The organism is Bradyrhizobium sp. MI1.3 (assembly GCF_055811695.1).
On record NZ_JBVVPQ010000004.1, the window covers coordinates 112,246 to 138,101 of the forward strand.

The 25,856-nt window shown below is 65.4% G+C and carries 21 protein-coding genes; 9 read left to right on the plus strand and 12 right to left on the minus strand.

Translation table 11 applies throughout. The features are described 5' to 3' along the window. Positions 1-242: 242 nt before the first annotated feature. The 3 genes from AC0L3A_RS03920 to AC0L3A_RS03930 all read left to right on the plus strand — a co-directional run bounded on the left by AC0L3A_RS03920 (position 243) and on the right by AC0L3A_RS03930 (position 4,930). Entirely contained in the window at positions 243-2,111 is a 1,869-nt protein-coding gene (locus AC0L3A_RS03920) for an extracellular solute-binding protein (RefSeq protein WP_473253682.1), read from the plus strand. Between the two features lie 4 nt (positions 2,112-2,115). Then, positions 2,116-3,618, plus strand: coding sequence for an AMP-binding protein (locus tag AC0L3A_RS03925; RefSeq protein WP_473253634.1), 1,503 nt, complete (start codon positions 2,116-2,118; stop codon positions 3,616-3,618). 85 nt (positions 3,619-3,703) lie between these two features. Next, positions 3,704-4,930, plus strand: coding sequence for a GGDEF domain-containing protein (locus tag AC0L3A_RS03930; protein WP_473253635.1), 1,227 nt, complete (start codon positions 3,704-3,706; stop codon positions 4,928-4,930). A gap of 116 nt (positions 4,931-5,046) precedes the next feature. Here the strand turns inward: AC0L3A_RS03930 and mfd are convergent, their stop codons facing one another. Then, on the minus strand, positions 5,047-8,565 hold the full coding sequence (gene mfd / locus AC0L3A_RS03935; protein WP_473253637.1) for a transcription-repair coupling factor: 3,519 nt from the start codon (positions 8,563-8,565) through the stop codon (positions 5,047-5,049). Continuing rightward, a complete protein-coding gene (locus AC0L3A_RS03940) occupies positions 8,562-8,852 on the minus strand; it encodes an FAD assembly factor SdhE (RefSeq protein WP_473253638.1) in 291 nt (96 codons plus the stop codon). Before AC0L3A_RS03940 ends, mfd begins: the two co-directional genes overlap by 4 nt. 183 nt (positions 8,853-9,035) lie before the next feature. Here AC0L3A_RS03940 and recG point away from each other — a divergent pair, with 183 nt between their 5' ends. Then, positions 9,036-11,144 carry an ATP-dependent DNA helicase RecG gene (gene recG / locus AC0L3A_RS03945; RefSeq protein WP_473253639.1) on the plus strand — a complete coding sequence of 703 codons (2,109 nt, stop codon included), beginning with the start codon at positions 9,036-9,038 and terminating at the stop codon, positions 11,142-11,144. On the opposite strand, the gene panE is transcribed toward recG, so the two are convergent. From panE to AC0L3A_RS03960, 3 genes are all read right to left on the minus strand, one after another. Further along, complete coding sequence (gene panE / locus AC0L3A_RS03950) at positions 11,141-12,070, minus strand: 2-dehydropantoate 2-reductase (protein WP_473253641.1); 930 nt, start codon at positions 12,068-12,070, stop codon at positions 11,141-11,143. The two genes, recG and panE, sit on opposite strands and share 4 nt — an antisense overlap. 66 nt (positions 12,071-12,136) lie before the next feature. Then, positions 12,137-12,967 carry a helix-turn-helix domain-containing protein gene (locus AC0L3A_RS03955; protein ID WP_473253642.1) on the minus strand — a complete coding sequence of 277 codons (831 nt, stop codon included), beginning with the start codon at positions 12,965-12,967 and terminating at the stop codon, positions 12,137-12,139. A 272-nt stretch (positions 12,968-13,239) separates the two neighbouring features. Continuing rightward, a complete protein-coding gene (locus AC0L3A_RS03960; protein ID WP_473253643.1) occupies positions 13,240-13,629 on the minus strand; it encodes a nuclear transport factor 2 family protein in 390 nt (129 codons plus the stop codon). A 173-nt stretch (positions 13,630-13,802) separates the two neighbouring features. Here AC0L3A_RS03960 and AC0L3A_RS03965 point away from each other — a divergent pair, with 173 nt between their 5' ends. Beyond that, positions 13,803-14,321, plus strand: a complete 519-nt coding sequence (locus tag AC0L3A_RS03965; protein ID WP_473253644.1) for a P-loop NTPase family protein — start codon at positions 13,803-13,805, stop codon at positions 14,319-14,321. Between the two features lie 28 nt (positions 14,322-14,349). Here AC0L3A_RS03965 and AC0L3A_RS03970 read toward each other — a convergent pair whose 3' ends face one another. The 5 genes from AC0L3A_RS03970 to glmS all read right to left on the minus strand — a co-directional run bounded on the left by AC0L3A_RS03970 (position 14,350) and on the right by glmS (position 19,488). Continuing rightward, complete coding sequence (locus AC0L3A_RS03970; RefSeq protein ID WP_473253645.1) at positions 14,350-15,207, minus strand: NAD(P)-dependent oxidoreductase; 858 nt, start codon at positions 15,205-15,207, stop codon at positions 14,350-14,352. A gap of 159 nt (positions 15,208-15,366) precedes the next feature. After that, on the minus strand, positions 15,367-15,879 hold the full coding sequence (locus AC0L3A_RS03975) for a GNAT family N-acetyltransferase (protein ID WP_473253646.1): 513 nt from the start codon (positions 15,877-15,879) through the stop codon (positions 15,367-15,369). Positions 15,880-15,918: 39 nt separating this feature from the next. Then, positions 15,919-16,569: a glutathione S-transferase family protein gene (locus AC0L3A_RS03980; protein WP_473253647.1), complete on the minus strand. Its 651-nt coding sequence runs from the start codon at positions 16,567-16,569 to the stop codon at positions 15,919-15,921. Positions 16,570-16,802: 233 nt separating this feature from the next. Next, positions 16,803-17,573: a DUF502 domain-containing protein gene (locus tag AC0L3A_RS03985; RefSeq protein ID WP_007590844.1), complete on the minus strand. Its 771-nt coding sequence runs from the start codon at positions 17,571-17,573 to the stop codon at positions 16,803-16,805. Between the two features lie 88 nt (positions 17,574-17,661). Continuing rightward, the gene (gene glmS / locus AC0L3A_RS03990; protein ID WP_007590830.1) at positions 17,662-19,488 is read right to left on the minus strand and encodes a glutamine--fructose-6-phosphate transaminase (isomerizing); all 1,827 of its coding nucleotides are present in this window, start codon (positions 19,486-19,488) and stop codon (positions 17,662-17,664) included. A 219-nt stretch (positions 19,489-19,707) separates the two neighbouring features. On the opposite strand from glmS, the gene AC0L3A_RS03995 reads away from it, so the two are divergent. Then, positions 19,708-19,926 carry a hypothetical protein gene (locus AC0L3A_RS03995; RefSeq protein WP_007590828.1) on the plus strand — a complete coding sequence of 73 codons (219 nt, stop codon included), beginning with the start codon at positions 19,708-19,710 and terminating at the stop codon, positions 19,924-19,926. A 6-nt stretch (positions 19,927-19,932) separates the two neighbouring features. Here the strand turns inward: AC0L3A_RS03995 and glmU are convergent, their stop codons facing one another. Continuing rightward, on the minus strand, positions 19,933-21,300 hold the full coding sequence (gene glmU, locus AC0L3A_RS04000; protein ID WP_473253648.1) for a bifunctional UDP-N-acetylglucosamine diphosphorylase/glucosamine-1-phosphate N-acetyltransferase GlmU: 1,368 nt from the start codon (positions 21,298-21,300) through the stop codon (positions 19,933-19,935). Between the two features lie 172 nt (positions 21,301-21,472). Between glmU and AC0L3A_RS04005 the strand changes: the two genes are divergently transcribed. After that, positions 21,473-22,834, plus strand: coding sequence for a hypothetical protein (locus tag AC0L3A_RS04005; RefSeq protein WP_473253649.1), 1,362 nt, complete (start codon positions 21,473-21,475; stop codon positions 22,832-22,834). A gap of 110 nt (positions 22,835-22,944) precedes the next feature. Further along, positions 22,945-23,325 carry a hypothetical protein gene (locus AC0L3A_RS04010; protein ID WP_007590823.1) on the plus strand — a complete coding sequence of 127 codons (381 nt, stop codon included), beginning with the start codon at positions 22,945-22,947 and terminating at the stop codon, positions 23,323-23,325. Here the strand turns inward: AC0L3A_RS04010 and AC0L3A_RS04015 are convergent. Then, entirely contained in the window at positions 23,285-24,844 is a 1,560-nt protein-coding gene (locus AC0L3A_RS04015; protein ID WP_007590821.1) for a glycoside hydrolase family 17 protein, read from the minus strand. The genes AC0L3A_RS04010 and AC0L3A_RS04015 overlap by 41 nt on opposite strands. Positions 24,845-25,173: 329 nt before the next feature. On the opposite strand from AC0L3A_RS04015, the gene AC0L3A_RS04020 reads away from it, so the two are divergent. After that, on the plus strand, positions 25,174-25,764 hold the full coding sequence (locus AC0L3A_RS04020) for a hypothetical protein (protein WP_007590816.1): 591 nt from the start codon (positions 25,174-25,176) through the stop codon (positions 25,762-25,764). Positions 25,765-25,856: the final 92 nt, after the last annotated feature.

Here is a 25,856-nt window from a genome sequence, read left to right on the forward strand (position 1 = left end):
AAACGGGAAGTGCCCGAACCGCTTCGACGCACCGAACCTGGCCGCCCTGGGCGCGGCTCTCTCCCCGTCAAATGAGGCGGATAAGTGACGGCTCGGCGCTCGTGCGCGATTGCGTGCCTTCTTAACGTGGCCGACGAAAAGATCAATGCCGACAAGCGTCTTTGGCCGCGCGCCGGCGTGCGCCCCCGGGAAAATCCCTGTGATAGGATTCAGGCCCGCGGTCCTCGAATCAACGTGTGCAGATGTTCATGTTCCAGCGCCTTCTCGAGGGCCGCCCTGAAGGTCTTTGCGTCCGCCTCTGCACCCTGGCTTTCGGCTTGGGGGTCTCATTCGCCTTGGGGCTCCCGGCAAGCGGCGCGGGGGCAGAGGAGGCCCACGCCATCGCGATGCACGGCAAGCCGGCGATGCCTGCCGATTTCACCCACATGCCTTACGTCAATCCTGATGCCCCCAAAGGCGGCCGGCTGACCTGGGGCGTTCTTGGCACCTTCGACAGCCTCAATCCCTTCATCGTCAAGGGACTGGCCGTGCAGCAGATGCGGAACTACGTGATCGAGAGCCTGCTCGCGCGCGGCAATGACGAGCCGTTCACGCTCTACGGCCTGCTCGCCAGATCGGTCGAGACCGATGACGAGCGGAGCTTTGTCACGTTCCACATCGATCCCCGCGCCCGCTTCTCCGACGGCAAGCCGGTCCGCGCCGAGGACGTGCTGTTCTCCTGGCAGCTGCTGCGCGACCACGGCCGCCCCAACCACCGGCAATATTACGGCAAGGTCGCAAGCGCCGAGGCGCCGGATCCCCTCACCGTCCGCTTCGACCTTGCGGGGGCCAATGACCGCGAACTGCCGCTGATCCTCGGCTTGATGCCGATCCTGCCGAAACACGCGGTCGACGTCGCGGCTTTCGAGGAGACGACGCTGACGGGTCCGGTCGGCTCCGGCCCCTATCGCGTCACCGCGGTGAGGCCCGGTGCCAGCGTGACGCTCACCCGCAATCCCGACTATTGGGGCCGTGACCTCCCCATCAATCGCGGGCTCTACAATTTCGACGAGATCAGGCTCGACTATTTTCGCGAGGCCAACGGCCAGTTCGAAGCTTTCAAGCGCGGCCTCTATGATTTCCGCATCGAGCACGAGCCGCTGCGCTGGCATGACGGCTACGACTTTCCCGCGGCGAAGAATGGCGACGTGATCCGCGACACCTTCAAGCCGGGCGTGCCGCAACCTTCCGAATTTCTGGTGTTCAACACGCGGCGTCCCATCTTCGCCGACATCCGCGTCCGCCAAGCCTTGACGCTGCTGTTCGATTTCGAGCTGGTCAACCGCAACTACTTCTTCAACCTCTACTCGCGCGTCGCCGGCTATTTTGCCGGCTCGGACCTGTCAGCGTATGGCCATCCCTCCGATACGCGCGAGCGCGAGCTGCTCAAGCCGTTCGCCGCGCAGATTCCGCCTGACATCATGGACGGCAGCTACCGCCTGCCGGTGACCGACGGTTCGGGCCGCGACCGGACCACGCTGCGCGCGGCCCTGAAGCTGTTGTCGGAGGCCGGCTACGATCTCGACGGCACCGTGCTGCGCAACCGCGCGACCAAGGCGCCCTTCACCTTCGAGATCCTGGTCACGACCCGCGACCAAGAACGCGTCGCGCTTGCGTTCCAGCGCGACCTCAAGCGCGCCGGCATCGAGCCGAGCGTGCGATCGGTCGATCCCGTGCAGTTCGACCAGCGCCGGCTCGCCTACGAATTCGACATGATCCAGAACCGCTGGGACCAGTCGCTGTCGCCCGGCAACGAGCAATATTTCTATTGGGGGAGCGCTGCCGCCGATAATCCCGGCACCCGCAACTACATGGGGGCCCGGGATCCCGCGGTCGATGCGATGATCGCCGCACTGCTCGAAGCCCGTGAACATACGGATTTCGTGTCGGCGGTGCGGGCGCTCGATCGCGCTTTGATCTCCGGTTTCTATACAATCCCCCTGTTTAACGTATCGGAGCAATGGATCGCGCGCTGGAATCGGATAGAACGGCCAGAGGCCACCTCGCTGTCCGGCTATTTGCCGGAGACCTGGTGGTCGAAGGGGCAGCCGCAAGCTCGTCAAGCAAAGTGACGCCGTGAACCAGCCAGCCGTATCGCCGACGCTCGACACGCTGTTTCAGCGCACGCTGATGCGGCAGCCGCACGCGACTGCCCTGCTCGACCCGCTGAACAAGTTCCGCGTGACCGGGCACCAGCCGCGGCGGATGAGCTATGCCGAGGCTGACACGGCCATCGAGGCGCTGTCCGCCTATTTCGTCGAATCAGGCCTGCCGGCCAATTCCGTCATCGCGATCCAGCTGCCGAATACGGTCGAGTTCGTGCTCACCGTGCTCGCCGCCCATCGCGCCGGCCTCGTCGTCGCGGCGCTGCCGCTGCTCTGGCGCCATGCCGAACTGACCGCCGCTCTCAATCGTACCGCGGCGCGCGCCATCGTCACCATGAGCACGGTCGACGGCGTCAGCTATGCCGATCTCGCCATGCACGCGGCCGCGGAAGCCTTCTCGATCCGCCATGTCTGCGGCTTCGGCACCAACCTGCCCGAAGGCATGGCCTCGCTCGACGACGTGCAGGCCCGTCCGCCCGGCACCTCGCGCGCCGTGATTCAGGATGGCCGCAAGGCGGCGATGATCTCCTTCGACGTCACCGCGGAAGGCTTTCGTCCGGTGCCGCGGCCGCATTTCAGCCTGATCGCCGGTGGGCTCGCGATGTCGCTGGAAGCCGACATCAGGCAAGGCGCGACGGTGATGGCGGCGTTCACGCCGATGTCGTTCGCAGGGCTCGCCTCCTCGCTCGCGGTGTGGCTGCTGTGCGGCGGCACGCTGGCGCTGCATCATCCGTTCGAGAACGACGTGCTGGAGCAGCAGATCAACGCGCACGAATGCGACGTGCTGATCGCACCGGCACAGTTCGCCCAGCGGCTCGGCGATTCCGATCTGGCGGCGCGGATGCCGACCTTGCGCAACGTCATCGGCCTGTGGCGCGCGCCCGAGCAGGTGGCGGCGAGCGAGGCATGGATCGCGCCGCACGCGCCGTTCACGGACGTCTATCTGTTCGGCGAGGCCGGATTGTTCGGCGCCCGGCGTGGCGAGGACGGCATGCCGGTACCGGTGATGCCGGGACCGCACGGCGCGCCGCGCGAGCAGTCGGGTTCGTCGATCGCCGGCGAGATTCTGCTGACGCCGAAGGGCACGCTCGGCCTGCGCGGCCCGATGGTGCCGATCGCGGCCTACGCCCCGCCGCAGCCGGTTGGCGACAGCCTGATCGCGCAGCCGCCACGCGACTATGTCGACACCGGCTATGCCGCGCGGCTCGACCGCCCCAGCGGCGCGATCTGCATCACCGCGCCGCCCTCAGGGATCATGGCCGTCGGCGGGTACCGATTCCTCTCCAACGACCTCCAGGAATGGGCGCGCCGGCTCGGCCAGGGCGCCCTGCTGACCGCGCTGCCCGACCGGCTCTCCGGTCACCGGCTCGCGGGCCGAGCCCAGGACAATGCCCGCGCCCGCGAGGCGCTCAGTGAACTCGGGCTTAACCCCCTGATGGTCGAAGCTTTTCGCGACCGTTCCGGACCGGGTTGAGGGTCATTTCGACCGTTCCATTGACGCTGCATTAAGGCGGCCGGACTAGATTGCGCGGCACCTGTCGCGTGATCAGAGTCTCTCGATGTCCCAGGCCGGCCCGATCCTGTTTGTGTCCAATGGCGAGCGGCCGGCCTTCATCGCGGCGCTGGACGAGGCGCGATTCTTCCCCGTGATCGACACCGGCTGGGCCGGCGCGACGCGCGCGGTCGAAGAGGTGCAGCCGGCCGTGGTTCTCGCCGTGATGGATGCCGGGCACGAGCCGCATCTGGCGCTGCTCGCCAGGAAGATCGCCGAGCAATCGCCTTACCTTCCCTTCGTGGCGTTGGATGCGGCGGGCGCGCTCCCGCACAACGCCCTGCCCTTCTCCTCCTCGCGCGCCGGCCATTCCGAACGCCTGATCGCACGGCTTCGCGCCGCGCTACGGATTCGCACGCTTCATGCCACGGTGCTGCGCCGGCTGCCCGAGGTGAAAGTCGCGCTGCCGGACGCTGATCCCGTTCGCGATGCTACGGTGCTTCTGATCGGTCGCGGCGCGGCTTACCCCGCGCTTTCCGTTGCGCTAGGCGAGCGTATTGGCGTCGTCGGCGCGCTCTCGATCGAGGCCGCGGCCAAGCATCTCAACACCCGCGACCTCGACGGCGTCGTGCTCGCCGAAGGTTTTACCGCCCGCGTGACCGATGCCTTCCTCACGGTGCTCGCCGAGGACACCCGCTTCCGCAGCCTGCCCGTGGTCGTCACCGCGCATCAATTGACGCAGGCTTATGACTTGCCCAATCTCGAGCTGATCCCGGGCGAGCCGGCGAAGGTCGCCGCCAACGCGCTGCCCCTGATCCGCCAGCACGCGATGGAAGCCCAGCTGAGCCGCACGCTGCGCTCGATGGATGCCGGCGGCTGGCTCGACCCGCGCAGCGGTCTGCTCACGGTGGAGGCCTTTGCCCGCGATTTTGCCAAGGCGGTCGAGCAGACGCTGGCCCGCGGCGGCGGCCTCTCGGTCGCACGCTTCGCCTTCGATCCCGGCAATTCCCGCGCCCAGCTCGATGCCGCGCGCATTCTCAGCCGCCTGATGCGACAGATGGATTTTGGCGTGGCGCAGAAGGACGGGTCGGTCATCGTCGTGTTCGCCGAAACCGACTTCCGCACCGCCCACATGATCGCCCGCCGCCTCTCTGCCGTGATGCGGCACACGTCGAACGGCAAGCACGAAATGCGCAGCGATCCCGTGGTCTCGGTGGATTCGCTGTCGCCGTCGGATACGGCAAGGTCGCTACTTGGGCGGCTCTCGGCCGACGCGTCGCGGGCGGCGTCGTAATTACCTCGCGAGCTGCCGTAGGGTGGGCAAAGGCGCACTTGCGCCGTGCCCACCATTTTCCAAAGTTGACGATGGTGGTGGGCACGCTTCGCTTTGCCCACCCTACGGCACCTCGCTCACGCCGCCTTCTTGCTCTGCGCGAGCTGCGCCAGCTGGCGCATGATCTCGGTGGTGCCGGCCAGACGCTCTTCCGGCGTCTCCCAGTCTTGCAGGAACACCACCTTCATGTCGGGCCGCACCTTCGCGGCCTGGCCGTGGCTGCGGATGAAGCTCACCAGCCGATCGGGATGGGCGAAGGAATTGTCTCGGAAGGCGATGACGGCGCCCTTCGGACCGGCATCGATCTTGCCGACATTAGCCTGGCGGCAGAACGCCTTGATCGCGGCGACCTTGAACAAATAGCGCACCTCGTCCGGCAGCACGCCGAAACGATCGCGCATCTCGGCACCGAAGTTCTCGATCTCCTCCTCGCTGTCGAGGTCGGCGAGCCGCCGGTAGAGCGACAGCCGCACCGAGAGATCGCCGACATAGTCCTCCGGAATCAGCACGGGCATGCCGATGGTGATCGTCGGCGACCAGCGATCGGCGGCGGGCTCGGACACGCCGGCCTTGAGGTTGACGATCGCCTCCTCCAGCATCGACTGGTAGAGCTCGAAGCCGACCTCCTTGATGTGGCCGGACTGTTGCTCGCCCAGGATGTTGCCGGCGCCGCGGATATCGAGGTCGTGCGAGGCGAGCTGGAAGCCCGCGCCCAACGTCTCCAGCGATTGCAGCACGGTGAGCCGGCGCTCGGCCTGCGCCGTGATCTTCTGCTGCGCCGGCAGCGTGAACAGCGCATAGGCCCGCAGCTTGGAACGGCCGACGCGGCCGCGGAGCTGGTAGAGTTGGGCGAGGCCGAACATGTCCGCCCGATGCACGATCAGCGTGTTGGCGTTGGGGATGTCGAGGCCGGATTCCACGATCGTGGTCGACAGCAGGATGTCGAACTTGCCGTCGTAGAACGCGGTCATGATGTCCTCGATCACGGCGGGCGGCATCTGCCCGTGCGCGACCGCGACCTTCATCTCCGGCACGTTCTTGTCGAGGAAATCCTTGACCTCGGCGAGGTCGTCAATGCGCGGCACCACGTAGAACGCCTGGCCGCCGCGATAGCGCTCGCGCAGCAGCGCCTCGCGGATCATCAAGGGATCATGCGGGGCGACGAAGGTGCGGACCGCGAGACGGTCGACCGGCGGCGAGGCGATGATCGAGAGCTCGCGCACGCCGGTGAGCGCCAATTGAAGCGTGCGCGGAATCGGCGTCGCCGACAGCGTCAGCACGTGCACCTCGGCGCGGAGCTGCTTCAGCCGCTCCTTGTGGGTGACGCCGAAATGCTGCTCCTCGTCGACGATCAGCAGGCCGAGGTCGCGGAACTTGATCGACTTGCTGAGCAGCGCGTGGGTGCCGACGACGATATCGACCGAACCGTCGGTGAGGCCTTTCTTGACCAGATTGAGCTGCTTGGCCGGCACCAGGCGCGAGGCCTGCGCGACCTGCACCGGGAAACCCTTGAAGCGGTCGGTGAACGTCTTGTGGTGCTGACGGGCGAGCAGCGTGGTCGGCACCACGACCGCGACCTGCTTGCCTTCCAGCGCCACGGCGAAGGCGGCGCGCAAGGCCACCTCGGTCTTGCCGAAGCCGACGTCGCCGCAAATCAGCCGGTCCATGGGACGGCCGAGCTCGAGGTCCTTCAGCGTGGACTCGATCGCGCCGAGCTGATCCTCGGTCTCGTCATAGGGGAAGCGCGCGCAGAACTCGTCGTAGAGGCCCGGCTGCACCGGCAGCTTTGGCGCCTCATGCAGGTGGCGCTCGGCGGCGATCTTGATCAGCTCGCCCGCGATCTCACGGATGCGGTTCTTGAGCTTGGCCTTGCGCGTCTGCCAACCCGAGCCGCCGAGACGATCGAGTTCGACTGAGGTCTGGTCGGAGCCATAGCGCGACAGCAGCTCGATGTTCTCGACCGGCAGGAACAGCTTGGTCTCGGCGGCATAATGCAGCTCGAGGCAGTCATGTGGCGCGCCGGCGACGTCGAGCGTCTGCAGGCCGATGAAGCGGCCGATACCGTGGTCGACGTGGACGACGATGTCGCCGGCGGCGAGGCTCGTCACCTCCGAGATGAAATTGTCGAGCTTGCGGCTCGCCTTGCGCGGCCGCACCAGGCGATCGCCAAGAATGTCCTGCTCGCTGATGACAGCGATCTCGTCGGTCTCGAAACCGCTTTCGAGGCCGAGCACGGCAAGCATGGTCTCGTTGCGCGGGGTCGCCTGCACCGTGCGCCAGCTGTTGACGCTGGTTACAGGGGTGAGCTTGTGATCGCGCAGCATCGAGGTCATGCGGTCCCTCGAGCCCTCCGTCCAGAGCGCGATGACCACCTTCTTGCGGCTTGTCAGCAGCCCATGCACATGTGCGACGACGGCTTCGAAGACGTTGACCTTGTTGTCGTTGCGCTCCGGCGCGAAGTCGCGGCCCTTGCGTGCCCCGGCATCCACCACACTGGTACCATCGGCAGGCACCGAAAACTGTGTCAGCCGCACCAGCGGCATCCCGCTCTCGCGCTTGCCCCACTCCTCCTCGGTCAGATAGAGCCGGTCAGGCGGCAGCGGCTTGTAGATGGCGCCGCCGCCCGGATGCTCCATCGCATCGCGGCGGGCCTGGTAATAGTCGAGGATCTGCTTGAAGCGCTCGCGGATGGCGTCCTCGGCCTGCGGCTCGATCGCGATCGCCGCGCCCTGCAGATAGTCGAACAGCGTGTCCATCCGGTCCTGGAACAGCGGCAGCCAGTGCTCCATGCCGGGATGACGGCGGCCCTCGCTGACGGCTTCGTAGAGCGCATCGTCGCGCTCGGGCGCGCCGAACTCGGCGACATACCCCATGCGAAAGCGGCGGATGGTGTCGGTGACGAGCTGGAATTCTGAGATCGGCACGAGATCGAGCGCGCGCATGTCGAGCAGCGTGCGCTGGGTCTCGGCATCGAAGGTGCGGATCGATTCCAGGCTGTCGCCGAAGAAGTCGAAGCGGACGGGCTGTTCCAGGCCGGCCGGAAACAGGTCCAGAATGCCGCCGCGCACGGCGTATTCGCCGGGCTCGCGCACGGTCGAGGAGCGATTGTAGCCGTTGTGCTCGAGCCAGGCGATGATGGTGTCCATCGGCACGACGTTGCCCGGCGCGACCGACAGCGCCTGCGCCGCGACGAGCTCGCGCGCCGGCACGCGCTGCACGACGGCGTTCACCGTGGTCAGCACGATCAGCGGCTTGTCGCTACCGGTCAGGGACGCCAGCCGTGCCAGCGTCGTCAGGCGCTGCGCGAGGACACCGCCATGCGGCGAGACGCGGTCATAGGGCTGGCAGTCCCAGGCCGGGAAGGTCAGCACGGGCAAATCGGGCGCGAAGAATTGCAGGGCACGTTCGAGCTGCTGCATCCGCGGCCCGTCGCGGCAGATCACCGCGAGGCTGACGGCCGGCTTCTTCGGCCGCGCCGCGATTGCGCGCGCGAGATCGGAGACGACGAGGCCCTCGGCGCCCTCGGCAACATTGGCAAGCGTCAGCGCGCGGCCGGGCGTGAGCAGCTCGGCCGGCGATTTCATCCCCTGCTTCATACGTCGCGGTCCGCGATCGGAAACGCCTTGATGCGCGCAAACAGCGGGCCGATGACTTCGGCGGGAAGCACCTCGTCGCCGGTGATGGCGGCGTAGAGGTCGGGATCGGCCTCTTCGAGCAGGGTCTCGAGCTGCGTCAGCTCGTCGTCGGACAGATTGCCGATCTCGGCATCCGCGAAGCGTCCGAGGATCAGGTCCATCTCGCGCGTGCCGCGGTGCCAGCAGCGGAACAGAAGCCGCTTGCGGCGGTCGTCCAGCCCGTCGCTCGATCGTGTCGTTCCCGTCATGTCTCAATTCCAGTCAAACGCCAAAAGCCCGGACGTGCCGGGCCGGGGTGATATAGCCACTCGGGCGGGCCCTGTCAGCCCTCGATTTGTCATGGCCGCTGCCGCCGCAGGGACACGAAAAAACACGTGGATGCCGGGCATAAAGCCGGGCATGACGAGCGAAAACGATCCTAGGTTCGCCTGATGCGCCCCAGCCTGCTCAATCCGCTGTTTGCCCCCGTGACCAGCCTACCCGGCGTCGGTCCGAAGCAGGACAAGCTGCTGCAATATCTGCTCAGCCGCAATGAGACGCCGCGGCTGGTCGATCTGTTGCTGCATTTGCCGAGCCAGGTCATCGACCGCCGCGCGCGGCCGAAGATCCGCGACGCCGTGCAGGGAACTATGGTGACGCTGGAGGTCACGGTCGACCGCCACCGCCCGCCCCCGCCGCGCAATGCCCGCGCGCCCTACCTCGTCTACGCCAGCGACGATACCGGCGACGTCGTGCTGACGTTCTTCCGCGCAAAGCCCGGCTATGTCGAGAAGCTGCTGCCGATCGGCGAGAAGCGCTTCGTCTCCGGCACGCTCCAGATGTACGACGGCATCCCGCAGATCGTGCATCCCGACCGGGTGCTGGACGAGGAGGCGATTTCCAAACTCTCCGGCATCGATCCCGTCTATCCCTTGACCGAAGGCCTTGCACTCGGCTCGCTGCGCCGCGCGGTCGCGCAGGCGCTGCTGAAGCTGCCGGCACTGCCGGAATGGATCAGCCCGGAGGTGCTGCGCCGCTGCGGCTTCCCGCCGATCGCCGAGGCGCTCACCCGCGTGCACCAGCCGGTTGAGCTCACCGACATTCTGCCCGACCAGCCGTTCTGGTCCCGTCTCGCGTTCGACGAACTCCTGGCCGGACAACTCGCCCTTGCCCTGATTCGCGCCCAATTGCGCCGCCCGGCCGGCGTGCGCAACGCCGGCGACGGGCACCTCCGCAACAAGATCATCGACGCCCTGCCCTATGCGCTGACGTCCTCCCAGCGCGACGCGGCAGCCGCCATCGCGAGCGATCTGCAACAGCCGGTGCGCATGTTGCGTCTGCTCCAGGGCGACGTCGGCTCCGGCAAGACCGTGGTCGCGCTGCTCGCCGCCGCTGCCGTCACCGAGGTCGGCAAGCAGGCCGCCCTGATGGCGCCGACCGAAATCCTGGCGCGTCAGCACATCAAGACCATCGCGCCGCTGGCCGAGCGTGCGGGCATGCGGGTCGCGATCCTCACCGGCCGCGAAAAGGGCAAGGAGCGGCGGGAACTCTTGGCACAACTCGAAGCCGGCGAGATCGACCTGCTCGTCGGCACCCATGCGTTGATCCAGGACGACGTGATCTTTAGCGATCTCGCCCTCGCCGTCGTCGACGAGCAGCATCGATTTGGCGTGCGCGAGCGGCTGGCGCTGACGTCGAAGGGCGAGGCCGTCGACGTGCTGGTGCTGAGCGCCACGCCGATTCCGCGCACGCTGGTGCTGACCTATTTCGGCGACATGGACATCAGCGAGCTCAGGGAGAAGCCCGCCGGCCGCCAGCCGATCGAAACCCGCACCATCTCGATGAGCCGCCTCGGCGAGGTCACCGACAGCATCGGCCGCGCGCTCGAATCCGGCAAGCTGGTCTACTGGATCTGCCCGCTGGTCGAGGAATCCGAGGCCGAGGGCACCGAGCACCTAACCAATGCCACCAAGCGCTTCGAAAGCCTCCAGAAGCGTTTCGGCGACCGCGTCGGCCTTGTCCACGGCCAGATGAAGGGCACCGAGAAGGACCGCGTCATGGGCCAGTTCGCCGCCCACGAGATCGGGCTGCTGGTCGCGACCACCGTGGTCGAGGTCGGTGTCGACGTGCCGGCGGCGACCATCATGGTGATCGAGAACGCCGAACGCTTTGGCCTCGCCCAGCTTCATCAATTGCGCGGCCGCATCGGGCGCGGCTCGGAGGCCTCGACCTGTCTGCTGCTCTACTCCGAGCCGCTCGGCGAAATGTCGAAGGCGCGACTGAAGGTGATCCGCGAGACCACCGACGGTTTTCGCATCGCCGAGGAAGATCTGAAGCTGCGCGGCGAAGGCGATGTGCTCGGCGTGCGCCAGAGCGGCCTGCCCGGCTACCGCATCGCCCGGTCGGAGGTGCACGGCCAGCTCATCACGCAGGCCCGCGACGAGGCGCTGCGCATCCTGAAGGACGATCCGAAACTCAAGGGCGAGCGCGGCGAGGCACTGCGATGCCTGCTGTATCTGTATGAGCGGGATGAAGCGATCCCGCTGATCGGGGCGGGTTAGCTGGCCGCTCTCTGGCGCCCGATCTCATAGGCCGCCACATGCGCGCGGGCCAAATCCAGCAGCGGCGTGTCGACGCCGAGTGCACGGGCCCGGTTGGCCATATCGCCGAGGATGTGGTCCGCCTCGGTGATCGAACCGCGCTCGATATCACGCAGCATCGAGGCCTTGAGCGGGGAGTCCGGGGTCGTGAACAGCTTCCGGTCAAACTCGATGAAAGGCGCTCGCGGCTCAAAACCCGAGGCCGTCGCGACGGCACAGCATTCCGCAAACAGGCGGAAAATAGATTGCTCGCCGTTCGGCACGGACAGAATGTCTCCGATGCTTGCACGCATCAGGCAGGTGATGCCGGCTAGCGTGCTGAGCTGGACGAATTTCTCCCACATGTCCTGCATGATCGCTTCGCTGGCGCGCACGTCGATACCGGGCACGTGCAGCAGCGTCTCCAGGGCAAGCACACGCTCGCTCAGCGAACCCTCGATCTCCCCGAAGACAATCGTCTGATTGGCCATGAACTGAACGACACGGCCATCCGCATCGAGCCCGGCACTGACATTCGCGAGCCCGCCGAGGACGCACCTCGCACCGAACCGCGCAGTCAGGGCGTCGACATGTTTCAAGCCGTTGAGGATCGGCAAAATCATCGTGTTGGCGCCGACCGCCGGGGCAAACTGGACCATCGCATCGTCGAGCGAGTAGGATTTCACCCCGACGAGCACGACGTCGAACGTTTCCTTGAGATCGTTGGCCAGGATGACCTTCGGCTGCACGGCGAAGTCGCCATGCGGGCTCACGACCTGCAATCCATTCCGCCGCAATTGCTCCGCACGCCCGGCCCGCACCAGAAAGATCACGTCGCCGCCGGCTCGGACCAGACGCGCTCCGTAATAGCCTCCAAGCGCTCCCGCGCCGATTACAAGTACTCTCATTCGAACTCCCATTGCCGAGCGACCGCTTCCGCAAAAGTCATATCAGATGAACCTCGCGACGTCTCCTCAGCCGGCGTGCGCGCGCAAGAACCTGCCGTGCGCGGCTTCGGTCGCATCGTTGGCGGGGAACATGCACTCGAGCCGCAGTTCCTCCGCAGTCACCGTCTGCGGCGTTCCGACCGTCGTGATCAGGGAGAAGTAGTCCAGCGTCACACCGTCCTTGACGAAGGACAGCGGGATCATCGGCATCGCATCGGACGCCGACGGCGCACGCCATTCCGGCTTCACCCCGGGGTACTGCGACAATTCCTTCAGCAGCGCCTTCGTCCTGATGTCAACCACGTGTCCGACCGCCTCGCGATACACCCGTGCGAGCAGCCCGCGCGCGGTCTGCGGCCAGTTCGCGATGAAGGGACGCATGCCGTCCGGGTCGAACATGAGATGCAAAAGATTTCGTGGCGCCGGCCGCGCGGACATGTCGATGAAGCAATTGAACAGAAGCGGCGCAGCCTCGTTGGTCATCAGCACGTTCCAATAGCGGTCCATGACGATGGCGGGAAACGGCTCATGCTGACGCAGCATGCGTTGCAGGGCACGGTTGATGCTCGTCATGGCGGGCGCATCGAGCGCGGGATCGGAATAGGACGGCGCATAGCCGGCCGCCAGCAGCAGCTCGTTGCGTTCGCGTAAGGGCACGTCGAGGGCTTGCGCAAGATCGAGCAGCATCTGGCGGCTCGGAACGCTGCGGCCGCTCTCGACGAAGCTGATGTGCTTCTGCGAGACGCCGGCGTCGAAGGACAGATCGAGCTGTGTCTTACCGCGAATGTCCCGCCATTGACGCAGCAGCGCGCCCGCGGAACTGGTGCGCGTCTTGAGGGCACTGGCCGTCGCTTTCATGGCCGACTGATCCTTCCTGTCGATCTGCGGTCTCGTCAACACGCATCGGCGGGGGGGCGCCCCGGGGCCCCCCCCCCCGGGGGGGGCGGGGGGGGGCGCCAACAGCAGGGGCCCGCCCCCCCCCGCCCCCCCCCGGGGCGAGAGGGGGGTGGGGGGCGGGGGGGGGCGTTTTCTGCGCCCTGTTACCTTCCGGGCCTTGGGGGGGGCGCCCAACCCCCCCGGGGGGGGGGCGCGCGGGGGCCCCGCGGCGGATGGCAGCAGGTTCGTGACGATCAACCGAAGGCGACCGGCCCCACGGCGCCGACCCAGTGCCGTACCTTGGTGTCGTCCCTCTCGTCCATGTAGAAGAAGTGCGTCATCGTGGGATGAACCGTCTTCATCGAGGGATCACTGGGTGTCATGTCCACGACACCCCGAAACACCTTCAGCGAGCCCGCATCCCAATATTCGGTGACGTGATGGAGCGCGGTGAATCCGGTGTCGATGAAGGCCTTCAGATTGGCGCGGATCGCCTCGCGCCCCCTCCAATCGGCGACGCCGAGATTGCAGACGGTGTCTTCCGTAAAACAGTCGAAGCCTCGTCCAAAGGTCTTGTCGTCGATCTCCTGCCACATGTCGAGCAGCCATTGCGGCGGCTCCTTCCGCGTAAACACGACTTGCATTTCTCTCTCCTGATGCACCGACGCACGCGCGATAGGAGGCTTGATTGAATGCGTCCTGTCGGCTGGATGACGGGACAGTAGCCAAGCTGCGAATTGGCTCAATTACATGCCAGGAATAAAGCGCGTTCAGGAGGCCTCCTCTTTCCCTCGGCCCGACTTTATGGAACCCTACGATGATGCGCCGGATCATCGTCGTAGGCTGTCAGGGTAGCGGAAAGACGAGCCTCTCCCGGAATCTCGGGCGAATGCTCGGGCTGCCGGTGGTGCATCTCGACGTGCTCTACTGGCGGCCGGGATGGAAGCCATCCGACAAGCCGAGCTTCCGGGCGCGCGTCGCTGATGCGATCGCGGGCGACGCATGGGTTGTCGACGGCAGCTTCTCGGGACTTGCCTTCGATCTCACGCTGGCGCGCGCCGATGCGCTGGTCGTCATCGACCGCCCGCGCTGGCTCTGCCAGTGGCGCATTCTCCTGCGCTCCGCCTTCGATCGCGACAGGACCCGGCCCGACCTCCCGGAGGGGTGTCCCGAACAATTCGACTGGAAATTGATGCGGGAGGCGTGGCGCTACGACACCGAGCGCGCGCCTGTCATCGAGGCCGAGCGTGTGCAGTATGGCGCTGACGTCCCGGTCGTGCGCTTGAGACGCGATCGGGACATCCAGGGTTTTCTGGACTCGGTGCACGGCACATGATCGATGACCGTGACCTGAGACCGGACAATCAGGATTTCTTCTGCGCGATGCCCGCGGCGAATGCCTTCATCAGATCGGTATCCGCCGCGTCGCCTTTCGCGTCCTCGGCGAGATGCTCGAACCAGCGCGCAAAGCCTTCGTAAACCTGGCTGGCCGGATGATCGGGGCCGAGAAAGCCGGAAATCTCCCGCATCTCCGCAACCCAGCGATAGGCCTTCGGGATCATGTCCGGCAGCGCGACTTCGAGGCGGGCCAGAACCGCGGGCTGGCTGCGTGCGAGTTCGTCGCGCAGCGCATCGGCAGCCCCCGCTTTCGTTGCCGCGACCACCATCGCCGAGCCGATGCCGGCGAGGCCCTTGACGATACCGGCGTAGGACATTTTGAGCGCGGACGCGGCACCGACCGGCCCTTCGACGATCCGCACGTCGAGCCCGAAATCCTTCAGCACGGCGACGTCCTTGGCGTGCTCGCCGGACATGTAGAACGCGGGGCTCTTGCCGCCGGGCTGGGGCGGGAACCCGATGATGCCGGCATCGACGAACGGCGCCTGAGCCGAGCCGATGATCTCCTCGATCCTCATCACGGTATCGACGTTGACGGCATTGCAATCGACCACGACCGGCTTCTTCTCGCGCCGGACGATCAGCCCAGCCAGCCGCTCGGCGAGCGCCACCGCTTCGCCCGGCGGCACGATCGAGAGGATGATGTCGGCCTCCGCGATCGCGTCGTCCTCGGCGCCGATCATGCCGGCATCCGCCGCGCGTTTGCGCGTCGCCTCGCTCCGCCCGTTCAACGACGTCAGCACGCGCGCACCATTTTCGCTGAGACGTCGGGCCACGGCACTGCCCATGGCACCGGGCGCGAGGATCGCAATGGTTTTGGACATCGTGCACTCCAGGTCGAAGCAAAGTCGAATTCCAGGCGAGGCGCTCAATCTAACCGGAAGACCGGGGCGTGTACTCATAAACTTGTGTTGCACTTCGTGTGAGTCTGCTCTGTCCGTGATAGCGCGCGCTGGCGCAGCTCACCCAAGGCCCGCAATCACCTAGCCAGATATCCTAAGGGCATAGTAACGCGAGTAAGCTTCGCCGCCTTGTTCCCAGGGAGTCGTAGGTTGGAATCCGATCCTTTCGTATAGACGATGCGAGGCCGTCAGCGCGTTGTTGCTTGACAAGCGTATGCGATCGTATCCTGCGCTGCGGGCAAAGCTGATAAGTGCATCCGAGATAGCTCGTGCGATCCCGCGGCCTCGGTAGATTGGGGCGACAAACATGCGAACCATTTCGCATTGACGATCGTCAAAACGCTTGATCGCACCGGTACCGATGATTTCGTTTCCAGCGATCGCACACAAAAAGAGAGATCGATCGGCGTAGACAGTTTCCGCCTTGTCGAGGTCCGATAGCCGCGAATAAATGAAGTCCCGCACAAAAGTGTCGGGGTGATCACGGAAATGCTCATGCCAAACAGCTTCGATGAGCCGCCGCGCCGCCGGCGCGTCGCCAAGTCGGAATGGCCGAATTGTCCAATTTGGTTCGACGCGAGTGAGAATTGCCATGGGCATCCCCTCCCTTGATCATACGCCCTGATGTGCAAATCAAAAGTCAAGCCGGCCGTAGAGCTCGTCGAATGGTACGCACACATGCTCATTGTAGGCGGACCTCGATTGCAGCCGCTCATACCAGCGCTCAACGTTCGGCAAGTTCGGGCGCGGAAGGTCAAGATTGAGATAGCGATAAAGATGGGTTCCTATCGGAATATCGGCGAGTGATAGCTGGTCTCCGAGTACGAAACAGCTGCCTTTCAACTGATAGTCGATGTGCTTCAGATAACGGCTGGTTTGTTCCAGAGCTTTGTCAACCGCAGCCAAATTGCGTTGCGCTTCGGGCGTCCGGTACCAACCCCAAAACACACCAACCATGAATGCCGGCTGCAACGCGGTTTGCGACCAATCCATCCATTGGTCTGCCTTCGCGCGCTCAGCCGGATTCGCCTTCCAGAACGACGTTTCGGAAGCGTATTTGGCCGCAAGATATCTCAAGATGGCGTGCGACTCCCAGACGACGACGCCGGAGTCATCAATCACTGGAACGCGGCCATGCGGGTTCATGGCCAGGAATTCAGGCGTGTCGAGGCCCCCGAACGAGCCTCCAAGCTCGACATGCTTGTGCGCGATGCCGAGCTCATCGACCAGCCACATCACCTTCTGCAAGTTGAATGACGATTTACGGCCATAAATGGTGAGCATTGGCGCGGATCTCAATTGGGATATCGGCTTACACCTAGCGCTCAGCAGTAAGCAGAAATGAAATGACGCCACAAGCTGCAATAGCTCCTTGCACTCGTTTTGGGTGACAAGGCACCTGTCAGGCTTGAATCACAGCTTTCCGCCGTGACTGCCAAGCTGACGTACATGAGTACACGCCCTGGCAGGGATGCGAACGCCCGCGTGAACGGCGGCCATCCCGCAAAGGAATGGCCCTACTCCACCTTCGCAGGCTGGGGCTGGAGCGCCGAGGCGTTGGCAATACGCGCGGCATTTGCCATGCCCGCCAGCGCCGCCGCCTTCTTCGAGTCGGGCGCCGAGCCCGGCTGCACGACTCCGGCCGACATGATCAGCGTCGCCGCGTCTTCGGTGCTCATGTCGACCTCGACAATCTTGCTCTTGGGCACGTAGAAGAAGAAGCCGGTGGTCGGGTTAGGCGAGCAAGGCAGGAACACCGAGACGTGCTCCTCCTGACCCGGCAGGCTGCGGGAGACGTCCTCGTTCGGCGCTTGCGAGATCAGCACGATCGACCACATGCCCGGCGAGGGAAACTCGACCAGGCCGACCTTGCGGAAGCTCGAGCCCTTGCCCGAGAACAGCGTCTCGAACACCTGCTTGAGGCCGCGGTAGATGGCGCGCACCGCCGGAATGCGGCCGAGGAAGGTCTCGCCGACATCGACCAGTGTCCGGCCGATCAGATTGGCGGCGAGGAAGCCGACCAGCGTCAACGTGAAAAATGCGACGATCAGTCCCCAGCCGGGGATGACGTACGGCATGTAGGTTTCAGGCCGATAGGCCAGCGGCACGAACGGCCGCACCACGCCATCAACCCAGGTGACGAACCACCAAACCAGATAAAAGGTGATCGCAACCGGTCCCGTCACCACGAGACCGGTGAGGAAATAATTGCGGAAGCGGCCTATCAGGCCGGTATGCGGCTCCGGCACGGGATCAAGAGGCGCTGGCGCGTCGTCACGGGGGTTCATTCGGGTTCCAGGTCGGTCGCTTCGTTCAAGCTAGGTTCTTCTAGCAGGTTTTGGAAGACCACGAAGCGTTCCGGCCCGACCCTTCTGCCTATTCCACGGTCACGGATTTCGCGAGATTGCGCGGCTGGTCGACGTCGGTCCCCATGATGACCGCCGTATGATAGGCGAGCAGCTGAACGGGGACGGCATAGACCATCGGCGTGAACGCCGCCGCCATGTCAGGCATGACGATGGTGACGAGGGACTCGACGGTCGCCTCCGCCGCGCCTTTGGCGTCGGTCATCAGGATGATCTTGCCGCCGCGAGCGGCGACCTCCTGCATGTTGGAAACGGTCTTTTCGAACACCCGGTCGTAGGGCGCGATGACCACGACCGGCATGGTCTCGTCGATCAACGCGATCGGACCGTGCTTGAGCTCGCCGGCGGCATAGCCCTCGGCGTGGATGTAGGAGATCTCCTTCAGCTTCAGCGCGCCTTCGAGCGCGAGCGGGAAGCTGGTGCCGCGACCGAGATAGAGCACGTCACGCGATTTCGCGATCTCGCGCGCGAGCTTCTCGATCTGGAGCTCGGTGGTCAGCGCATCCGACATCAAACGCGGGACCTCGACGAGCCCGTGGACGAGCTTGGTCTCGTCCTCGTCGGACAGTTCGCCGCGGGCCTTGCCGGCCGCGATCGCAAGATTTGCCAGCACCATGAGCTGGCAGGTGAAGGCCTTGGTCGAGGCGACGCCGATCTCGGGGCCGGCCAGCGTTGGCAGCACGGTTTCGCTCTCGCGCGCGATCGTCGAGGTCGGCACGTTGACGACGGCCACCGTGTGCACGCCTTCGGCCTTGGCGTAGCGCAGCGCGGCCAGGGTGTCGGCGGTCTCGCCCGACTGCGAAATGAAGATGGCGAGATCTCCCTTGCGCAACGGCGCCTCGCGGTAGCGGAATTCGGAGGCGACATCGACCTCGACCGGCACGCGCGCGAAACGCTCGAACCAGTATTTTGCGACGAACCCGGCGTAGCTCGCGGTGCCGCAGGCCGTGATGTTGATGCGCTGGATGTTCTTGAAGTCGAACGGCAGCTTGACCGGCAGGGAGACCCGCTCGGTCGCCATGTCGACATAGCGTGCCAGCGTGTGGCCGACCACTTCCGGCTGCTCGTGGATCTCCTTGGCCATGAAGTGGCGGTAATTGGCCTTGTCGACCAGCGAGGTCGAGGCGGCGTGCTTGGTCTTCTCGCGCTGGACGGCGTGGCCGTCCTTGTCGAAGATCGCAGCGCTCGTATGGGTCAGCACGACCCAGTCGCCGTCCTCGAGATAGCTGATCGTGTCGGTGAACGGCCCAAGCGCGATGGCGTCGGAGCCGAGATACATCTCGCCGTCACCATAGCCGATCGCGAGCGGCGGACCGTTGCGGGCGCCGATCATCAAATCGTCCTCGCCGGCGAAGATGAAGCCGAGCGCGAACGCGCCGCGCAGACGCGCCAGCGTCAATTTCACCGCTTCCACCGGCTTGTTGCCGCGCGTGAGCAGATCGTCGACGAGATGCAGCACGATCTCGGTGTCGGTCTGGGTGTGGAACACCGTGCCTTTCGTCTCGAGCTCCTCGCGTAGCTCGCGGAAATTCTCGATGATGCCGTTGTGAACGACGGCGACACGCTCGGTCGCATGCGGATGGGCATTGTTGACGGTCGGCTTGCCGTGGGTGGCCCAGCGGGTGTGACCGATTCCGGTCGTGCCCTTGAGCGGCTCGGCTTCCAGCCGCTTCTCCAGATTCTTCAGCTTGCCCTCGGCGCGGCGGCGCTCGAGATGCTTGCCTTCGAGCGTGGCGACGCCTGCGGAATCATAGCCGCGATATTCAAGACGTTTGAGCGAATCCACCAATTGCTCTGCAACCGGCTCGCGCCCGAGAATGCCGACAATCCCGCACATGCGGATCAATATCCCCCAAATCGTCGAAAAATCGCCTAAACGACGCGCTCGGTTTTTAGCGAAGTTCCTAAGGAACCAGATACTCAATAATTATTGCTGATTGAGACAGCACCGACGGCGACGAGCCTCGCCTGCGTCGAACTGGCTGGGCCTTAAACCGCGCGCGTTAACTTGTTGTCAACGAATTTGGCCAACCCTTGCGTACCAGGGAGACAGGCCATGAAAGGCTCATCCGACCGCAAAAGTCTGTCATCGATGTCGGTGCGCGCCAGCGAGACCACCGGCACGCACCTTGCGCACTGGCCGCCGCCCCAGCGCGGCAAGGAAAGCAAGCCCGTCATCATCAAGCACGTCGCCGGCGAGCCGGCAAAGCGTGCCAAGCCGCGCGGCTGGCGCCTGACGCGCGCGATCTTCTCGGAATTCGCCGACGACGAATAGCGCCGCTCATTTCGCCGGCTTCTTTTCAGGCTTCCTGGCACCCGTCTTCATCTCGCGATAGCGCGCCGCACCACCTTCGCGGATGGTCTGCGGACTGCGCTCCAGCGCCATGGCGTCATCAGGCACGTCGCGCGTGATCACCGAGCCCGAGCCGATATAGGCGCCGTTGCCGATGGTCACCGGCGCGACCAGCGAGGAGTTGGTGCCGACGAAGGCGCCCTGCCCGATGATCGTCTTGTGCTTCTTGAAGCCGTCGTAGTTGCAGGTGATGGTGCCGGCGCCGATGTTGGAATTGGCGCCGATGGTGGCGTCCCCGATGTAGGAGAGATGGTTGACCTTGACGCCGGCCCCCAGCGTCGCGGCCTTGGTCTCCACGAAATTTCCAATGCGCGCGCCGTCGCCGAGCGAGGTGCCGGGCCGCAGCCGCGCATAGGGGCCGATGGAGACCTTCTTGCCGAGCGTGGTCTCGACGATGTGCGAGAAGGAATGGACCACCGTGCCGTCGCCGATCGAAACGCCGGGGCCGATCACCACGAAGGGTTCGATCGTCACGTCCTTGCCGAACACGGTATCCGCGGCGAGATAGACGGTTTCGGGCGCGATCAGCGTGACGCCGGCCTCCATAGCCGCTTTCCGCAACCGCGCCTGCATCACGCTTTCGGCCTCGGCGAGCTGCGCCTTGGTGTTGATGCCGCGCACTTCGTCCTCGCTGGTTTCGATCACCACGGCATCCCATCCCTGTTCGCTGACAATGCCGACCACATCGGTCAGATAATATTCGCCCTTGGAGTTCGCATTGCCGATCTTGTCGAGGATCGCGAGCGCGCGGCGGCCGTCGATCGCCATGACCCCGGCATTGCAGAGGTCGATCCTGCGCTCCTCGGCGCTGGCATCGGCCTGCTCGCGGATCGCGACCAGGCGGTCGCCCTCGACGATGAAGCGGCCATAGCCGGTGGGATCGGCGGCGCGGAAGCCGAGCGCCGCAATCGCCGCGCCTTTGGCCAGCGGCGCGCGCAGCCGCGCAAAGGTCTCGGCCGAGATCAGCGGCGTGTCGCCGAACGCAATCAGCAAATCATCCACGCCCCGCGCAATGGCATCGCGCGCCGCCAGCACCGCATGTGCGGTGCCGAGCCGTTCATGTTGCACGAAGGTGAGCGCGTCGGGGCGGATGCGCTTTGCTTCGTCCGCCACCGCCTGATGGTCGGGTCCGATCACGACCGCGAGCGAGGTGCCGGTTCCCCTGGGCGCCGCGGCGAGCACGTGGGCGAGCAGGCTCTGGTGCGCGACCGGATGCAGCACTTTCGGCAGGTGTGAGCGCATACGCGTGCCTTCGCCGGCGGCGAGCACGATCGTGAGGCTGGAACGCGCGGTCATCGAAATCCTGTCAATCGGCCGAATCAATCGGCGCCAGCGGCAACGGCCGCCCTCATGAGCTATCGCCTTGCTACCCCCGCAAACGCCCGGAGTTCAAGTGCGACACGCTTTTCCTGTTAATGTTCCCTGATTGATTCGGGGAAGCCGGACAGGGGTTGGGCACTTAACGTTCATGGCAAAGGATTCCGACCCACTGGCGGATGCCTTCGGCGCCAAGGAGACCGGCGGGCTGTTCTCCGGACTTGTGGCCGAGGAGAGTTCGTTCGATCGCGGCATGATGTGGCGGCTGGGCTCATGGGGCGTGGCGGCCGTCGGCGCCGTGGTGATTGCCGTGTTCGCCAACCAGGCCCAGCTCGGCTGGCGGCGCGACCAGGTCGCGTCCGCCGATCTCGCGCGCCAGGCCGACCGGCTCCAGATCCTGACCAAGGAGAGCCAGAACGAGGCCCGACGGCTCGCCTCCGCCATCGAGACGCTGAACACCGATCGCGACCGGCTCTATTCGCGCGTCACCGTGCTGGAGCAAGGGCTCGATTCCGTCACCGGTGCCATCGCCAAGCAGACGACGCCGCAGGCGTCCGTTGCGAAACCTCAGGAAGCACCGGCTTTGATCGGGCCGCCGGCGCCCGGCATCGCGCCGGTCGCCTCGACACCAGCTCCGGCCAACGACAAGCCGCGCACTGAGGCCGCAAGGGAGCCGTCGAGCCCGCCGCCACAGAGCGCAGCGGCGGCCTCGCTGGTCGCGCAGTTGCCGGCGACAAATTCGGCACTGCCGATGCTTCCGTTGGTCCCGTCCAAATCGATCATGGCGCCGCCCGATCCGGCCGCCCCGAAACTGGTTCAGCCCGAATCCACTGAGAAGACCACTGAGAAGATCGCTGAGAAGGCTGCCGAGAAGAAGCCCGATCCGGCGCCCGCGCCCATCGAAGTCGCCGCTGCACCCACCAAGCCGCCGGAGGCCGCCGAAAGCGAGGCTCCCGCGATCGCGGTCCAGCAGACGCGCTTTGCGATTGATCTCGGTGGCGCCAACTCGCTCGACGGACTGCGCGCGCTGTGGCGCGGGCTCACCAAATCCAATCCCGAGATCGCAGCGCTGCGGCCGATCATCATGATCAAGGAAGGCAACACCGGCCTCGGCATGCAGCTCCGCCTCGGTGCCGGCCCGCTGATCAATGCAGCGGCTGCGGCAAAACTCTGCGCCGGCCTCGCCGAGAACGACCGCCACTGCGAGACCACCGTGTTCGACGGCCAGCGGCTGTCGATGCGCGGCGGCCAGGAAAAACAAGAGAAGACTCAGGATCGAGTTCAGGAGAAGAACTCCGACAAGAACCAGGACTCGGTGCCGCAAGCCGAGACCGCACCGGCGCCCGCGCCCGCGCCCGCCGCCAAGCCCGACAAGCATCGCCGCAGCTATTCCTCGAAACGCTCGTCGAAGCGCGAGGAACCCGCGCCTGCTCCTGCGGCGCCGCCGGCCGCACAGCCGAAGCCGGAGACGGCGTCGGCGGGATCGACGCTGTCGTCGTTCTTCAGAAGGTAGCTTACCTCGCGGCAATTCATCAGCGTAATGGGCGAAGGATCTCACACAGGGCGCGAGAAACTTGCGCCTCCCCTGTTGCCCCCTCTCTCCTTCCCGACCATATTGCCGCCATGACAAAAAAGCCCTTCCGCCTCACGCCCTACCAGGTGCAGTTCCTGATCGTCGTCGGCTTCGCATCCGTCGGCTATGCGCTCTATCTGCGCTACCTCGGAATCGAAAACTCGCAGGTCGGTCTCGCCTGCGACGCCGGGCTTCAGACCCTGATCTGCAAGGCGCGCTCGGTCTCGACCGTGCTATTCAAGAATTCGGTATTCGGCATCGTCGCGCTGGTGGTGGCCACGCTGAACCTGATGCGGCCGTCGATCGTGCTGCTCACCGTCGGCATCATCGCCGCCGGTCTCGGCATCGTGCTCTACAATGTCGTGCTGTCGGGCCTGGCGATCGGCCTGTTCATTCTTGGATTTGCTCGGCCCGCGCCCGCCACAGCGTGAGCGCGAACAAGAGATACATCGCGCAGGTCCACAGCGACTGCCAATTGTCGCGGCCCTCGTTGAAGAGCACATAGGCCGCCGACAGCGTCAGCACGCCGGCGAAGACCGATTCCGCGATCGGACGCTGGCCAATCTGCGGCCGGTTCAGCATCAACAGCGCGAACGGCACCACCGCCATCGTCAGCGAGGCGTAGGGGAAGTCGTGGTAGCGCGGGTCGAACACGAAGCCGAGCGCGGTCTGCGCCGCGATCACCGCGGCCACCGCCAGCGTCAGACCCAGCACGGCGGTGAGCTTCGACCATTTCCGGCCCTCGCGCGGACCGAGCAGATCGAGGAAGGTCGGAAGGCTGCGGCCGATCACCATCGCCTGCGCGCAGAAGATCGGCGACAGGATGCCGGCCGCGAGCAGCGTGCCCCAGAGCAGCCAGCCGCCGATGCCGTAGCTCTCGTAGTACATCTTGTCGGCGCCGATCCCGAGCAGGATGCCTGCCGAGGTCGCCGAGATCGCCACACCGAGCCAAGCCGAGAAACGCGGCGTCCAGGGCCTGCGCCGCAACGTCAGGCCGGCCACCGCGAACACCAGCACGCAGAGGCCCATGCCGGCGCCCATGTACCATTTCCAGTAAGGGAAATTGCTGATCGGCTGGCCCGGCGGATATTTCAGGTTCCGGCGCACCGAGTCATAGAGGCCCCAATAGCCGCCGACGGTGCCTTCCAGCTTGCGCTTCCAAGGCTGGTCGTAGGACTCGATCAGATTGACGCGGAATTTCTGCGCTTTCGCCAGACTCAGGATCTCGGAGACGACGCGCGCCTGGTTGGTGCGCGAAGGCAGCGCGCCCTCGCGCATGCGCCCTTCGCTCGGCCAGCCGGTTTCACCGATCAGGATCTCCTTGCCGGGAAATGCAACCGCCATGCGCTCGCGGATCTGTTCGACATGGGAGGCGGCAAACTTCGCCTTGACCGGGAAGTCCTCCCAATAGGGAAGGATGTGGATCGTGACGAAGTCGACGGCGTCATAGATCTCGCGATTCCTGAGCCAGAACTCCCAGACATCGGCATAGGTGACGGGCACGCTGACCTGCGCCTTCACCGAGCGGATGATGGAGACGAGGTCCGCGGTCGTCATCTCGCCGCGGAGCAGCACTTCGTTGCCGACGATGATGCTGGTGATGGTTCCGGGGAAATCCTTGGAAAGGCGAATGGCGAGCGCGGCCTGCTCGAAATTCTTGGTGCGGTTGCTGGAGAGCCAGATCCCCTGGAGCACTTTCAGTCCACCGATCCGGGCCGCGATCGCCGGCACCTGGTCGAGCCCGTTCTCCATCGAATAGGTGCGGACGCAGTCGGTGATCTCCTTGAGCTGGCGCAGGTCCTGCTCAATCTGGTCGGCCTCGATATGGGTCCACGCGTTCAGCGGCGACTGCTCGCCGCGGAACGGCGCGTAGGAGACGCACTGGACCTTGTCGGCGGGATCGATCGGGGCGCGCGCGAGCGAGATCGGCGTGGCAAGCCACCACCACACGGCAGCGATCGCACCCAGTGAAACGAGCAGAAGCGCCAGTGGCGTACGAAGAGAAATCGGTTCCGTCCTCCGCGAAGGGCAGTCGATTACCTGCTAGCACGCCGTCTGCCAAGGGGGTGACTCCGTTATGGATACATCCCTCCCCTGAGGAATTTACCTGCGGCCGTTCGACCGAGGCCTAGGATCGTGACTTTGCTGGACAAAATTCCAGATTCAGGCCATGGACTCGGGAGGACTTTTCCGCCGCATTGGAGACCTATTTGGACGCCATCACGGGGCGCGTCCGCGAAGGTCCTGACGCGGACGGTCAGTGATATATTGGGGAATTCATGCGGCAACGGGTGTTCGAGTTACGAAATGCGGTCCTGCGGCAGCTCGCCGCCACCTTGGCCGTTTCTTCCCTTGTCATCCTGATGGGTATCGGCGCGGCCTCCGCCCAGAGCGGCACGCCCGCCCCCGACCAGAGCAAGGCAGCCGCCCAGCCCGCCGACGCGGCCAAGGATGCCGCCCAGAACCAGCGCCGCACCGACGAGTTCGCCGAAGCAGCCCAAGTCATCAGCGGCCCAGCCGGCAACCCCGAATGCGTCTGGCTCGGCCGGCGCGTGGTGCGGCTGATGTGGCGGGATGACCTCGATACCGCATTCCGCCATCTCGACTTGTACGATCGCTTCGGCTGCCCCGGCGGCCATATCCAGGCCGCGTTCCGCTGCCTGACCCGCTTCGGCGGCCAGATCGATCCCAAAGTCGCCGAGACCCTGGACAGCCGTGTGCACGCTTGCTGGATCAACCCGGCGTCGCAGCCGCAGCAGGCGGCGGCCGCAGCCTCGCAGCCGGCCGCGCCGGCATCGGGCAATGCGCAGCCGCAGCCGGCCGCGAGCCCCTCGCCGGCGGCAAGCCCGTCACCGGCGCCCCCGAAATAGCCGCGATTGTTTCAGCCTCCGTTCAGGAACGATCGGCGATAGAGGCAATTGGCACTGCTGCGAATTTGAAATGTGCATGCCCTCATACGGTC